The following is a 12,675-nucleotide window of genomic DNA, read 5'->3' on the forward strand; positions in this document are numbered from 1 at the left end:
CCTGGCGTTGCACGAGGGGCCCCTCCAAGCACGTACGCGCGGTGCGTGAGGGATCAGGTGGCGGCGAGCAGGACCGGCTCGGCCGTCAGGAAGTACGCCTGGTCGTCGTCTTCCGGGACGGCCCGGTCGCGGGCCCGCTCCACCGCCACGTAGCCGCCCGTGGCGTATGCCCGGCCGGGCTGCCAGTCGATCCCGTCGTGGCCGACGGTCAGGGCGAAGCGGGACCGCTCCGCGCCGGTGGTCGGGTCGAGGGTCACCAGGGTTCGCCCCTCGGTCAGCAGGTGCACCCGGCCCGGCTCGGCCGCGATGATCCGCACCGGGCCGAGGTCGGCCCGGTGCCACAACTCCGCACCGGTACGCGCGGACCGGCCGGTCACCACACCCGCTGACGTGCCGACGGCCCGTTCGCCGTCGAGCGCGGTGTCCATCCCGTCGAGACCCGGTGCGGCCACCGGGGCACCGCTGCCCACCAGCCAGCCCCGGCCGCTGCCCTCGTCACCGGAGATGCGCAACCCCTGACAGCCGGAACGGCCCTCCCGGCAGCCGACCGGCGTCAGCACGAACCTGTCAGGGGCGTCCTTCGGACGCCAGCGGGTACGGACCGCGCCGGTGACGGCGTCCCGGAACTCGACCTCCTCCGGCCCGTCACAGGCCGCCAATCCGAGCACCTCACCGGCCGCGGTGGTGCCCGCGGCGCCCAGGCAGCCCCGCTCCCGGTCATCCCGCCACAGCCGGCGGCCGTCGACCAGGTCGTACCCGCCGAGTTCCCCGACGCCGGCCACGACCAGTACGGTCCGGCCGGTCGGGGGCCGGGCGACGGAGAGCCCGGACGGATCCCAGACCGTCGCGGCGTGGGTACGGCGGGGTTCCGGCGCCACGCCCGGTTCCGGCCCGTCGGCCCGCCAGGCGACCCGCCCGGTCCGCGCGTCCAGGGCCACCAGCCTCCCGTCGGACCAGCGGCTGACCACCGTGGTCCCGTCGGCCACCACCCCGCTGAGCCGGGCCGGCCAGCGCCGGTACGACCAGTACGGGGTGACGCGGTGCCCGCGGTCGGCCGGCTGGTCGGCGTACACCTGGCGGTCGGCCGCGTAGACGCGGAGTCGGCCGTCCACGATCAGCGGGGCCACCGGCAGCCGGCCCACCACCCCGACGGCCGGCGTGACCGCCGAGGGGTAACCGGACCGGGCGACCGTCTCGGCCTCGGCCGCGGCGAGCACCCGGTGACCGACGGCCGCGACGGCCCCGACGCCGAGCAGCGCCGCGACCACGGCGGCGACCGCCCGTCGCCTCTTCGGGAACCCCATGCCGCACCTCCGGTCGGCACCCTACCCAGGGCAGGCCCGGGGAACCCTGTGAGGTCGCGCCGGGGCGCTCGGCTCGGTGAGCTGGGCCGGAGGCTGCCGGCGCGGGCTCAGGCTGCCGCCGCGGGAGCCGCGGATCGGGCGGCGCGGGCGAGGTCGGCGAGGTCACGCCGGAACGCGCCGTCGACCGCGCGGGCCGCCAGACCGCCGAAGAGCAGGGCGAGGACCCGACCGGACGGGGCGATGGGCCGCGCCTCCTGCCGCACCGTGACGGCGGTGCGGGCCCGGCAGCGCCGCCGCACCGTACGCAGCGTGAAGGTGATCCGATAGTCCACGCCGATGCCGGGCGAGCTGAGGACCAGCCGTCGGGGCGGGACGGCCTCCACCACGACGAACTCCTCCGCCTGGGCGACCCCGTCCGCCCGGGTACGGATCTCCCGCCAGGCCGTGCCGGGAGCGAGGCGGCCCGGGGTGAGCAGCTCGACCGCGCCGACCGTGGAGAGCCAGTCGGCGCGGGCCGGCAGGTCGACCAGCAGCCGCCAGAGATCGACGGCGGGTGCCTCGATGAACTGGGTGACCGCGACCGTCGACATGACACCTCCCGTATCGTCCACGGTACGGAAGGTGAGGCCGCGACGGGACCCCGGCGGCGGATTTCCCGCCGCCGGTGACCGCTTCGGCGGGATGGCGGGCTCCGGTGACCGGCCCGGCCCGCCGGCCGGTCAGGCCCGGAACCGCCCGCCCCGGATCGCCTCGACGAAGGCGGTCCAGCCGAGTGGGCCCACGGTCAGCACCGGGCCGGACGGGTCCTTGGAGTCGCGTACCGCGACCACGCCGACGGTCCGGGCCAGGTTGTCCGCCACCTCGACGCACAGCCCCTGGTCGTTCGAACGGCTGCTGGTGCGCCAGACGGCGCCCACGAGATCGGTCATGCTCGGTGCCTCCTTGTCCGCTGGGACGTTCCCCACGAAAACCGGCGGCGCCGTGCCGCGCCGCCGGCCGGGGCCGCCGCGCCAGCCGGCGGCGGACCCGGCACGATCAACGCGGATGCGTCGGACCCCGATCGCACAGCGGGTGCGACCGGGCCGGCGGTACGGGTGGCCCGAGGGCCCGGTCAGCGGGCCGGGAGGATGGTCCCGTTGACCTCGCCGAGGGCGATGGTGGTGCCGTCCGGGCCGGGGGCGGTGGCGGTGAGGGTGACGGTGTCGCCGTCCTCCAGGAAGGTCCGGGTGGCCCCGTCGGCGAACTTGACCGGCTCGGCTCCGCCCCAGGTCAGCTCCAGGAACGAGCCGACCTGGCCGCGCTCCGGGCCGGACACCGTGCCGGAGGCGTAGAGGTCACCCGTACGCAGCGACGCGCCGTTGACGGTGAGGTGGGCGAGCTGCTGGGCGGGCGTCCAGTACATGGTGGCGAAGGGCGGCTCGGTGACCCGTTCGCCGTTCCACTCCACGACCAGGGCCAGGTCCAGCCCGAGGTGCGGAGCGTCCCGCAGGTAGTCCTGCACCGGCGGGTCCTGGTCGGGTGCGGATACGAAGGCGCCGGCCAACGCGTCCAGCGGGGTGACCCAGGCCGAGACCGAGGTGGCGAAGGATTTGCCCAGGAACGGGCCGAGCGGCTGGTATTCCCACGCCTGGATGTCCCGGGCGGACCAGTCGTTGACCAGCACCACGCCGAAGACGTGATCGGCGAAGTCCGCCACGGAGACCCGGTCGCCGAGTCGGCTCGGCACGCCGACCACGAAGCCGACCTCGGCCTCGATGTCCAGCCGTACGGAGGCGCCGGTGGTCGGGCCCTGCACGCTGGCCCGTTGCCCGGTGGGGCGGACCACCGGGGTGCCGGAGACCACCACCGTGCCGGCCCGGCCGTGGTAGCCGATCGGCACGTGCTTCCAGTTGGGCAGCAGCGGCGGCTGGCCCGGCCGGAAGATCTGCCCGACGTTGCCCGCGTGGTGCTCCGACGAGTAGAAGTCGACGTAGTCGGCCACCTCGAACGGCAGCAGCAGCTCCACCTCGCGCAGCGGCACCAGCAGCGGCTCCACCGCCGCGCGGTGCCCGGCGTCGGTGAGCAGCTCGGTGAGCCGCTGCCGGACGGCGGTCCACTGCGGACGGCCGAGCGCCATGAAGTCGTTGAGCGTGGGACGGCCGAGCGACCCGCCGGCCAGCACCAGCCCGGCCGCCTCCGCGCCGGCCAGGTCCAGCACGAAGTCACCGATGCGTACGCCGATCCGCGGCGCGCGGTCGCCCTGCCGGAACACCCCGTACGGCAGGTTGGTCACCCCGTACGGCGAACCCTCAGCCCCCGCAACCCAGGTCATTTCTCAAAGCCCCCGTTCACCAGCGCCAGCCGGATCAGATCGGTCAGTGGTTCGGAGATGCTGCACGAGCCGTACCCGACCCAGAGCGGGCGCTCGGCGTCCCGGTGCGCCCGGACCCGCTCCCCGGCGCGTACCGGGTCGGTGGTGGCGAGCAGCTCGGCGACCCCGTCCACCTCGGCGCCCGCGACGGCGGCCAGGGTCGCGGCGAGCACGTTGACGAAGCCGTGGTGGGTGAAGCCGGTCTCCGGGTCGCGGTGGCGGATCGCGTGGTGCAGCCCGGCGGTGAGCTTGAACGGCAGCTTCCGGTCGCGGCAGGCGCAGATCACCGCGGCCAGCTCGACCGGGGTCGGGAAGAGTTCGGCGGCCAGCCCGCCGGTGCGGAACTTGGCGGCGACCGGCCGCCCGTCGGCCCGCGCCTGGGCCAGCGTGTCCAGCGCGCCCATCAGGCCGAAGGTGAGTGGGATCTCCGCGTAGACGTCGAGGTCGTGCCACGGCTCGGCCAGCTTCAGCAGCTCGGCCAGGCCCGGCTGCGGGTCCTCGCCGCGCTTGGCGACCGCCACCTCGACCTGCCGCACCTGGATTCCGTCCTCGGCGAGCAGGGACAGCGCGGCCGGCAACCCCCGGACGCCGGTGTCGCCGATCAGGCCGACCACGAACCCGGGCTCCACCAGGCCGCCCAGTTTCCCGTCCAGGACGGCGGAGGCGGGCACCAGCAGCGGGCCGACCAGGTCGGCGTACCAGTCGGCGCGGTGGCGGTGGTGCGCGGCCACCGCGTCCGGCAGCGACGCGCTGCCGGGCGGGAAGACGGCCGCGTCGTCGACCAGGCCGGCGAGGAGGCGGGGCACCTGCGTTGACACGAGACAAGAATGTACGGGACGCTACGAGGAACGGACAACAGCGTCCGATTATCGGACGTCACCGGCCGGAGAACGGGACATATCGGGAGTCGAGATGCCGTACTACCGCAGCGTCGGCGAGGTGCCGCGCAAGCGCCACACCCAGTTCCGTCAGCCCGACGGCACCCTCTACGCCGAGGAACTGGTCGGCCAGGAGGGCTTCTCGTCCGACTCGTCGCTGCTCTACCACCGGTACGCGCCGACCGCGATCGTGGCCGCCGAGGAGTTCACCCCGCCCGCCTTCACCCGGGTGCCGAACCTCCCGCTCAAGCCGCGCCACCTGCGTACCCACAAGCTCGACGGGACCGGCGCGGATCCGGTGCTCGGCCGGCAGTACCTGCTCGCCAACGACGACGTGCGGATCGCGTACGTGCTGGCCGACCGGCCCTCCCCGCTGTTCCGGGACGCCACCGGCGACCACTGCCTCTACCTGGAGTCCGGCTCGCTGCGGGTCGAGTCGCCGTTCGGCGTGCTGGACGCGGTGGCCGGCGACTACGTCATCATCCCCACCTCGACCATCCACCGCCTCGTGCCGACCGGCGACGAGCCGACCCGGCTGCTCGCCATCGAAGCGGCCGGGCACGTCGGCCCGCCCAAGCGCTACCTGTCGGTGCGCGGGCAGTTCCTGGAGCACTCGCCGTACTGCGAGCGGGACGTCCGGGGGCCGGACGCGCCGCTGCTGGTCGACGGCGAGGACGTGGAGGTGCTGGTCCGGCACCGGTCCCGGGCGGCACGCCCGGACGGCAGCGGCACAGTTTGGACTCGTCATGTCTATGCCCACCACCCGTTCGACGTGGTCGGCTGGGACGGACACCTCTACCCGTGGGCATTCTCCATCCACGACTTCGAGCCGATCACCGGGCGGATCCACCAGCCGCCGCCGGTACACCAGACCTTCCAGGGTCCGAACTTCGTGATCTGCTCGTTCGCGCCCCGCAAGGTCGACTACCACCCGGACGCCATTCCGGTGCCGTACAACCACCACAACGTCGACTCGGACGAGATGCTCTTCTACACCGGCGGCAACTACGAGGCCCGGCGCGGCTCCGGCATCGAGCAGGGTTCCATCTCGCTGCACCCGTCCGGGTTCACCCACGGGCCGCAGCCGGGCGCGGCCGAACGCTCCATCGGGGCGGACTTCTTCGACGAGCTGGCGGTGATGGTGGACACCTTCCGCCCGCTCGATCTCTGCGACGCCGCGTCCGCCAGCGAGGACGACGCGTACGCCTGGACGTGGGCGCGGCGCGGCTGACGCCGCTGGCGGGGCGCCGGGCCTACTCCGCCGGCGCCTCGTACACCAGGGCCACCGCGATGCCGGTCAGCCCCTCGCCGCGCCCGGTGAACCCGAGGCCGTCGGTGGTGGCGGCGGAGACGGTGACCGGGGCGCCCACCGCCGTGGAGAGCACCCGCTGCGCCTCCTCCCGGCGTGGGCCGATCTTGGGCCGGTTGCCGATCACCTGGACCGACACGTTGCCGACCCGGAAGCCGGCCGCTCGCACCCGCCGGGCGCTCTCGGTGAGCAGTGCCACGCCCGAGGCACCCGCCCACTCCGGCTGGTCAACGCCGAAGTTCGCGCCCAGGTCGCCGAGGCCGGCCGCGGAGAGCAGGGCGTTGCAGGCGGCGTGCGCCGCCACGTCGGCGTCCGAGTGCCCGGCCAGGCCGTCCTGACCCGGCCAGTGCAGGCCGGCGACCCAGCACGGCCGCCCGGCCTCGAAGGCGTGCACGTCGGTGCCGATGGCCACCCGAGGGACGATCATGACTCCGAGCGTACGCGTTCTGCTACGCCGGCCGGACCTTGATCGACTCCGGGTACGCGATGTGGCGGTGTCGGCGGACCCGGACACCGCCGTCTACGCGACACGGAGTGGATCATGGGCTCGGTCGGCCGCCAGGTCAGGCCCCGGTCGTCAGCAGGTGCTCGGCGAGAGCCAGATCGAACGGCCGGGTGACCTTGAGCGCGTACTCGGAGCCGGGGACGCAGACCACCGACACGCCCTGCTTCTCCACCAGGCCGGCGTCGTCGGTGAGTGGATCACTGGCCGCCACGTGCGCGGCGGCCAGCACGGACCGGCGGAAGCCCTGCGGCGTCTGCACGGCCCGCAGGGCGGAGCGGTCCACCGTGCCGAGGACCAGCTCGCCCGCGTCGACCTCCTTGATCGTGTCGACCACGGGGAGCACCGGGATCACCGCGTCGTGCCCGGCGCGGACCGCCTCGGCCACCGACTCGACCAGCTCGGGTGGGGTGAGCGCGCGGGCCGCGTCGTGCACCAGGACGATCTCCGGCCCGACCGGGACGGCGGCCAGCGCGGCGGCGACCGACGCCTGGCGCTCCGCGCCGCCGGCCACCACGGTCACCGGGGCGACCGACGCGAGCATCCCCCGGACCGCCTCGACGTCGGCGGCCGGGGCGGCCACCACGATGGTGTGCACCGAGGGTGCCGCCGCGATCCGGCGTACCGCGTGCACCAGCAGGGGCTCACCGGCAAGCGGCCGGAGCGCCTTCGGGGCGCCGGGGCCGAGGCGTACGCCGGCACCGGCCGCAGGAACAAGGACCGCGACGTCACCGCGCGGATTGAGCTGCGCGGTCACGTCGCGGTCCTCGGATTTCTTTGCTACGGGGTGGGTAGGACGGTGCGGTGCGGATCAGGCCTCGGTCAGCACCTTGTCGAGCAGCGTCTCCGCCTCGTCCTTGGTGCTCTTCTCAGCCAGCGCGACCTCGCCCACGAGGATGTCGCGGGCCTTGGCGAGCATGCGCTTCTCGCCCGCGGACAGACCCCGCTCCCGCTCCCGGCGCCACAGGTCGCGGACGACCTCGGCGACCTTCAGCGGGTTGCCGGAGGCCAGCTTCTCCAAATTCGCCTTGTAACGCCGCGACCAGTTGGTCGGCTCCTCGGTGTGCGGTGCACGGAGCACGTCGAAGACCTTGCCCAGGCCCTCTTCGCCGACCACCTCACGCACACCCACGATCTCGGCGTTCTCGGCGGGCACCCGGACCGTCAGGTCACCCTGCGCGACCCTCAGGACGAGGTACTGCTTGGGCTCGCCCTTGATGACCCGAGTCTCGATTGCCTCGATGAGTGCGGCCCCGTGGTGGGGGTAAACAACGGTCTCGCCGACACTGAAAACCATAGGTTCGAAACCCCTTTCGCTGTGTCTAGGGTAACACGCTCAGGCACCGATGTCTCACCGCTGTCCTGACCGTTGGCGCAGCTCAGGGGCCCTGTGAGAGGTATTTCTTCAGCTTGACAGGTGGTCAAACCGATGGTTTTGACACGCTCCGTGACTAACGGATGACAACCCGGTACGGGTGGCAGGAGCGTCGATATCTAGGGCGATGCGCTCCTTCCATGGTAGCCCTGGAATCCGGAATGCGCCCAGGTGTGGCGGTACGCCGGCCGGTGCGGGACGCTTGAGGCGGACGTGACGTCCGCTCACCGAGACGGTTCCTGGGGGTCCGATGGGCATGGCTGACGCTGAGGGCCAAGGGCCACCGGACGGGCTGCCCGACCTGCCACCGGAATGGGGTCGGGTGGTCATTCCCGACGACGCCTCGGAACTCGCCCACGAGGCCCGGCAGATCCGCCGTGAGCTGCGTCGCCTCGACCGGCGGGCGGTGTGGCGCGGCTGGCTCGGCCTCGCCCCCCGGCCGGACGGCCGCCCACCGCTCGGGCTGCCGGTGCTGGTACTGCTGGTGTCGGTCCTGATCACCCTCACCGGCCTGGCCGCGGTCACCTGGCCCCGCTCGTCGCGCTCCGGTGGCAGTCCGACCGTCGTTCCGTACCCGGCGGCCACCCCGGCGGCCGTCGGGCCGCTGCCCGCGCTGGACCTGGTCGACGCCGCGGAGTCCCCGGTGCCGCTGCGCGGCCTGCTGCCGGCGATGATCGTCCTGGTGGACGCCTGCGCCTGCGCCGAGCAGGTGACGCAGGCGGCAGCCGCCGCACCACCCGGCGTCACCGTGGTCACCGTGACCGGGAGCCGCGAGGTCGACGCCACCCCCGTGCCCGGGGTACGCGCCCTCGCCGACCCGGCCGGCGGGCTGCGCGCCTACCTCCGCCTCGCCGCCCATCCCGGTACGGCCCCCGCCCTCCTCGTGGACCGGGCGGGCACCCTGGTCCGGGTCGTGCCCGAACTGGGGCCGATGGACCAGTACCGCGACGACCTCGCCCACCTCGCCGCCTGACGACGCGGCCCGTCAGGGCTGGCGGGCCAGCCGGGCGTCCAGGCCGACCGCACCGTCCTCCACCGTGAACCGCACCAGCATCGGGCCGCCGCTGGCGGTGAGCGGTTGGACGATCGGCGTCGCCGCACACGTCGTCGTCAGTGACGTGTAGTCCTCCTCGGCACCGGACCACTCCACCGTCAGCGTCCCCGGCCCGGTGCAGGACGCGGTGAGCAGATGGCGCTCGCCGAACTCCGGATTGACCTGCCGGACCAGCGGACCGTCGCCCGGGGTCAGGTGGGACCGCGCCTCCCAGAGACTGCCGAGGAGCACCACATTCTGGGGATCGAGCGGTTCCGCGAGCACGGTCTCGTCCGGGTCCTCCTCCGGCCCCTGCCCGGTCCGCGGGTCGAGGGTGAACACGCGCTGGGGGCGGGCAAGCGTCGAAGGGCTGGGCGAGGCGTCGACCGGTCCGAGTACGGGTGCCGAGTGCCGCCACCAGCCTGCGCCGAGCAGCACCGCGAACGATGCCAGCCCGGCCAGCAGCGCACCCCGTACCCGGTCGTCGGCACCCATACGCCGAGCCTAACCACGCGGCGCTCGCCCGGCCGCCCCGCCGGCCGGGCCGGCCTCAGCCGGTGCGCTCGAGCAGCGCCGCGTACAGGGTCAGGCCCGGTCCGAAGGCGAGCATCACGATCCAGGCCGGCGGCGTCCCCGCGCGGCGCAGCCGATCCAGGATCAGCAGCACTGTCGGAGACGAGCAGTTGCCGTGCTCGTCGAGGGTGGCGCGGGACGCCGCGAGCGCCTCCGGCGGCAGGGCCAGCTCCCGGTCCACCACGTTGAGGATCCGCGGGCCGCCCGGGTGCACCGCCCAGCCGTCCACTTCGGCGGACGTCCGGCCGTGCCGGGCCAGCAGATCGTCGACCAGCCCCCGGACGTGGTGCGAGAGCACCTGCGGGACCTTCGGCGACAGCCCCATCCGGAAACCGGTGTCGGTGACGTCCCAGGTCATGTGGTCGGCGGTCGAGGTGTCGGTGACCGAGGCGACCTCGCGCAGCGCGTACCCCCGGCCACCGGGGACGAGCACGGCGGCGACCGCGGCGTCCGAGAAGAGCGCGTGCGACACGATCTGCTGGGTGTCCACCCGGGCATTGGCGGGCTGGATGTGCAGGCTGGTCAGCTCCGCGCAGAGCAGCAGTGCGGGGCGGCCCCGGGCGGCGACGAAGTCGCCCGCCGCGCCCAGCCCCGGCAGGGCCGCGTAGCAGCCCATGTGGCCGACGAACATGCGCTGGGTGTCCGGGGCCATGCCCAGGTCCCGGGCGAGCAGGATGTCCAGCCCTGGAGTGGCGTACCCGGTGCAGGAGCAGACCACGAACAGGCCCACGTCCCGGGCGTCGAGCCCGGCGGCGGTGAGCGCCCGGCCCACCGCCTCCTTGCCGAGCGGCAACGCCTCCACCTGATAGCGCCGCATCCGACGCTCGGTCGGCCACCCCGAGACGTCCTCCAGCAGCGGGTTCACCGCCGCCTGTCGGCGGGACACGCCGGAGTTGGCGAAGATGCGCTCGGCCAGCGCCCGGGTGGCCCCGGAGAAGTGCTTCGCGAAGAAGCCCTCCCAGAGTTCGTGCTGCGCGGCGGCCGGCGGCTGCGCCGTACCCAGACCCGCGATCACCGGTACGGCCATGTCCCCCGCCTCTCGATCCCGATCCCCACGCTTCACCAACGACCACCACCCGCTCGCGACTGCGGGGCTCGCAGAACCGGCTCACTCCTCGCGCTCACCAAGCCGCCGTCCGCTCGCGACTGCGGGGCTCGCAGGCCCGGCTCACTCCTCGCGCTCACCAAGCCGCCTTCCGCTCCCGACTGCGGGGCTCGCAGAACCGGCTCACTCCCCGCGCTCACCAAGCCGCCTTCCGCTCCCGACTGCGGGGCTCGCAGAACCGGCTCACTCCTCGCGCTCACCAAGCCGCCTTCCGCTCCCGACTGCGGGGCTCGCAGAACCGGCTCACTCCTCGCGCTCACCAACGAGGGGTTGAGCCGTCGCGGTCCGGGTCGCCACCGAGCGCGGCGACGCCGAGCCAGTCGGCGCAGACGTCGGAGGTCGCCGGGTGCAACGAGCCGCACCGGGCGTCCCGGTAGAGCCGTTCCAGCGGGTGGCCCCGGCGGGTGGCCGAGGTGCCGGCGGCCTCCAGCATGGACGCCGCCACGTCGGCGGCGGTGGTGCCGGCGAGCAGCTTGGCCCGCCACACCCAGCGGTTGGTCTCCGCGTCGCCGGGGGCCTCGTCGACCCGGCGGGCCGCCTCGGCCACCACCAGCTCGGCCGCCGCGACCGCCGCGTCGGCCCGACCCAACCGGGCCCGGACCGCCGGCAGGCCGGAGAGGTTGCGCGCGTTCAGGTGCTCGGCGGCGGCGTCGATCGCGGCCCGGGCCACACCGACGTAGACGGCGGCGTAGCTGGCCACCAGCCAGTGCGGCATGAGCTGGGCCACCACCAGGGCGAGCCCCTCCACCCCGCCGAGCAGCCGGTCGGCCGGGACGGTGACGTCCAGGTGCAGGTCGTGCGACGAGGTGGCGCGCATGCCGAGCGAGTCCCAGGTGGGCTCGACCGTGATCCCGTCCCCGGCCGGGACCAGGAACTGGGAGACCACCGACTGGTCGGCGGTGCTGCGCGCGGCCACCAGGTAGCCGTCCGGGTGCCCGGCGCCGGAGCAGAAGGTCTTGCTCCCCTTGATGTGCCAGCCGCCCTCGACCGGCTCGTAGGCGGTGCTGAGCTGGGACAGCCGGGCACCGGCGCCGCGCTCGCTCATCGCCACCGCGTACCAGGCGCCCTGGGCCGCCGCGCGGAGCAGCCGGTCCCGGGCGGCCAACGCCTCGTCCGGTACGCCCAGCGCCTCCGCCAGCTCCTCGGTCACCGCGCCCAGTGCCCCGGTGACCGAGGCGTGCATGTTGAACACCAGCGCGGTGGCGCCGTTGCCCCGGGCCAGCTCGGTGGCGACGGCCGCGTACTCGGCGAAGGTCGCCCCCGCCCCGCCCAGCCCCCGGGGCACCATCAGCCCGAAGAGCCCGGCCTCCCGCAGGTCGGCGAAGTCGTCGACCGGAAAGGTGCCGTCCCGGTCGTGCTCCGCCGCGCGGGCGGCCAGTCGCGGCGTCAACCGGCGGGCCGCCTCCAGCGCGTGCACAGTCATGTCCGCCCCCTTCTCGGCGTACCCTCCAACCCCGACGGCGCCGGCTATCCGCTCCGACGTCCGTGGCCCTGGTAAAGCACCGCGGTGGACCGGGTCGGCACGATCCGCGGTTCCGTCCGGCCCGTGGGCCGACCGCGCATCCGGCGCAGCAGCCAGGCCAGCGTCCCGCCCAGCTCGGGGCGGATCCCGCACAGCCGCAGCTCGACACCATGCCTGGCGCACTCGGCGACCAGCGCGCGCGCGTCCACGAACAACCGCGGATCGTGGATGCCGCGCGGCACCGTGGGCAGCCGCTCGCCGATCTCCACCGCGATCAGTCGGGCCAGCAGGGTGTCGTTGAGGGTGTCCAGCACCAGGAGACCGCCCGGGCGCAGCAGCCGGCACGCCTCGCCGACCGCGCGAGGCCAGTCCGGCACGTGTTCCAGCACCTCACCGGCGGACACCACGTCGGCGCAGCCGTCCGCGAGCGGAACGGCGGTGGCGTCGGCGTTGACCACGGTCACCCCGTGCGCGGCGGCCTGGTCGAGGGCCGACCGGGTGAGATCCACCCCGATGTGCCGGTAGCCCTTGCCGGTCAGGTGCGGGGCGAGCAGGCCGGCGCCGCAGCCGAGGTCGACCAGGACGGCGTCCTTCCTGGACGCCGGCGGTACCAGCGCGGCGCGGGCCCGGGCCAGCCAGTGCAGCATCGCGAACGCACCGTCCGGTCGCCACCACTCGCCGGCCAGGTCGTCGTACTGGCGTGGGTCGTTCGGCGGCAGCACCCGGAGCGAAGTGGACACCGAGGCCGCATCTCGCATGAACCGAGCGTGGCACGACTCCCCGG

Annotated in this window: 14 protein-coding genes; 2 read left to right on the forward strand and 12 right to left on the reverse strand. The window is 74.2% G+C overall.

The window, feature by feature from the left end; genetic code table 11:
• Nucleotides 1–53: 53 nt before the first annotated feature.
• From GA0070621_RS21780 to GA0070621_RS21800, 5 genes are all read right to left on the reverse strand, one after another.
• Nucleotides 54–1,304 (reverse strand): outer membrane protein assembly factor BamB family protein, encoded by a 1,251-nt coding sequence (locus GA0070621_RS21780; RefSeq protein WP_091198836.1) that lies wholly within the window; start codon nt 1,302–1,304, stop codon nt 54–56.
• Nucleotides 1,305–1,411: 107 nt separating this feature from the next.
• Entirely contained in the window at nt 1,412–1,894 is a 483-nt protein-coding gene (locus GA0070621_RS21785; RefSeq protein ID WP_091198838.1) for an SRPBCC family protein, read from the reverse strand.
• 129 nt (nt 1,895–2,023) lie between these two features.
• Nucleotides 2,024–2,233: a DUF397 domain-containing protein gene (locus GA0070621_RS21790; protein ID WP_091198840.1), complete on the reverse strand. Its 210-nt coding sequence runs from the start codon at nt 2,231–2,233 to the stop codon at nt 2,024–2,026.
• Nucleotides 2,234–2,415: 182 nt separating this feature from the next.
• Nucleotides 2,416–3,615: a fumarylacetoacetase gene (gene fahA / locus GA0070621_RS21795; protein WP_091198842.1), complete on the reverse strand. Its 1,200-nt coding sequence runs from the start codon at nt 3,613–3,615 to the stop codon at nt 2,416–2,418.
• Nucleotides 3,612–4,472, reverse strand: a complete 861-nt coding sequence (locus tag GA0070621_RS21800) for a hypothetical protein (RefSeq protein ID WP_091198844.1) — start codon at nt 4,470–4,472, stop codon at nt 3,612–3,614. Before GA0070621_RS21800 ends, fahA begins: the two co-directional genes overlap by 4 nt.
• Before the next feature lie 94 nt (nt 4,473–4,566).
• Between GA0070621_RS21800 and GA0070621_RS21805 the strand changes: the two genes are divergently transcribed.
• Nucleotides 4,567–5,763 (forward strand): homogentisate 1,2-dioxygenase, encoded by a 1,197-nt coding sequence (locus GA0070621_RS21805; RefSeq protein ID WP_091198845.1) that lies wholly within the window; start codon nt 4,567–4,569, stop codon nt 5,761–5,763.
• A gap of 22 nt (nt 5,764–5,785) precedes the next feature.
• On the opposite strand, the gene ispF is transcribed toward GA0070621_RS21805, so the two are convergent.
• From ispF to GA0070621_RS21820, 3 genes are all read right to left on the reverse strand, one after another.
• Nucleotides 5,786–6,268, reverse strand: coding sequence for a 2-C-methyl-D-erythritol 2,4-cyclodiphosphate synthase (gene ispF, locus GA0070621_RS21810; protein ID WP_091198846.1), 483 nt, complete (start codon nt 6,266–6,268; stop codon nt 5,786–5,788).
• 136 nt (nt 6,269–6,404) lie between these two features.
• Entirely contained in the window at nt 6,405–7,100 is a 696-nt protein-coding gene (gene ispD / locus GA0070621_RS21815) for a 2-C-methyl-D-erythritol 4-phosphate cytidylyltransferase (RefSeq protein WP_091198848.1), read from the reverse strand.
• Between the two features lie 54 nt (nt 7,101–7,154).
• On the reverse strand, nt 7,155–7,640 hold the full coding sequence (locus GA0070621_RS21820; protein WP_007073334.1) for a CarD family transcriptional regulator: 486 nt from the start codon (nt 7,638–7,640) through the stop codon (nt 7,155–7,157).
• A 328-nt stretch (nt 7,641–7,968) separates the two neighbouring features.
• Between GA0070621_RS21820 and GA0070621_RS21825 the strand changes: the two genes are divergently transcribed.
• Complete coding sequence (locus GA0070621_RS21825) at nt 7,969–8,691, forward strand: hypothetical protein (RefSeq protein ID WP_091198850.1); 723 nt, start codon at nt 7,969–7,971, stop codon at nt 8,689–8,691.
• 12 nt (nt 8,692–8,703) lie between these two features.
• Here GA0070621_RS21825 and GA0070621_RS21830 read toward each other — a convergent pair whose 3' ends face one another.
• The 4 genes from GA0070621_RS21830 to GA0070621_RS21845 form a co-directional block, all read right to left on the reverse strand.
• The gene (locus GA0070621_RS21830) at nt 8,704–9,246 is read right to left on the reverse strand and encodes a hypothetical protein (RefSeq protein WP_091198852.1); all 543 of its coding nucleotides are present in this window, start codon (nt 9,244–9,246) and stop codon (nt 8,704–8,706) included.
• A gap of 55 nt (nt 9,247–9,301) precedes the next feature.
• Complete coding sequence (locus tag GA0070621_RS21835) at nt 9,302–10,351, reverse strand: type III polyketide synthase (protein ID WP_091198854.1); 1,050 nt, start codon at nt 10,349–10,351, stop codon at nt 9,302–9,304.
• 334 nt (nt 10,352–10,685) lie between these two features.
• Entirely contained in the window at nt 10,686–11,852 is a 1,167-nt protein-coding gene (locus GA0070621_RS21840; RefSeq protein WP_091198856.1) for an acyl-CoA dehydrogenase family protein, read from the reverse strand.
• Between the two features lie 44 nt (nt 11,853–11,896).
• Entirely contained in the window at nt 11,897–12,649 is a 753-nt protein-coding gene (locus GA0070621_RS21845) for a methyltransferase domain-containing protein (protein ID WP_091198858.1), read from the reverse strand.
• Nucleotides 12,650–12,675 lie beyond the last annotated feature (26 nt).

Origin of the sequence: Micromonospora narathiwatensis, from assembly GCF_900089605.1 — a bacterium.
In the GTDB taxonomy this organism is placed as follows: domain Bacteria; phylum Actinomycetota; class Actinomycetes; order Mycobacteriales; family Micromonosporaceae; genus Micromonospora; species Micromonospora narathiwatensis.

What these genes read in the sequence shown, in the direction of transcription:
- GA0070621_RS21780 (WP_091198836.1), bottom strand. Translation starts at nt 1,304, where the DNA reads ATGGGGTTCCCGAAGAGGCGACGGGCGGTCGCCGCCGTGGTCGCGGCG.
- GA0070621_RS21785 (WP_091198838.1), bottom strand. Translation starts at nt 1,894, where the DNA reads ATGTCGACGGTCGCGGTCACCCAGTTCATCGAGGCACCCGCCGTCGAT.
- GA0070621_RS21790 (WP_091198840.1), bottom strand. Translation starts at nt 2,233, where the DNA reads ATGACCGATCTCGTGGGCGCCGTCTGGCGCACCAGCAGCCGTTCGAAC.
- fahA (WP_091198842.1), bottom strand. Translation starts at nt 3,615, where the DNA reads ATGACCTGGGTTGCGGGGGCTGAGGGTTCGCCGTACGGGGTGACCAAC.
- GA0070621_RS21805 (WP_091198845.1), top strand. Translation starts at nt 4,567, where the DNA reads ATGCCGTACTACCGCAGCGTCGGCGAGGTGCCGCGCAAGCGCCACACC.
- ispF (WP_091198846.1), bottom strand. Translation starts at nt 6,268, where the DNA reads ATGATCGTCCCTCGGGTGGCCATCGGCACCGACGTGCACGCCTTCGAG.
- GA0070621_RS21820 (WP_007073334.1), bottom strand. Translation starts at nt 7,640, where the DNA reads ATGGTTTTCAGTGTCGGCGAGACCGTTGTTTACCCCCACCACGGGGCC.
- GA0070621_RS21825 (WP_091198850.1), top strand. Translation starts at nt 7,969, where the DNA reads ATGGGCATGGCTGACGCTGAGGGCCAAGGGCCACCGGACGGGCTGCCC.
- GA0070621_RS21830 (WP_091198852.1), bottom strand. Translation starts at nt 9,246, where the DNA reads ATGGGTGCCGACGACCGGGTACGGGGTGCGCTGCTGGCCGGGCTGGCA.
- GA0070621_RS21835 (WP_091198854.1), bottom strand. Translation starts at nt 10,351, where the DNA reads ATGGCCGTACCGGTGATCGCGGGTCTGGGTACGGCGCAGCCGCCGGCC.
- GA0070621_RS21840 (WP_091198856.1), bottom strand. Translation starts at nt 11,852, where the DNA reads ATGACTGTGCACGCGCTGGAGGCGGCCCGCCGGTTGACGCCGCGACTG.
- GA0070621_RS21845 (WP_091198858.1), bottom strand. Translation starts at nt 12,649, where the DNA reads ATGCGAGATGCGGCCTCGGTGTCCACTTCGCTCCGGGTGCTGCCGCCG.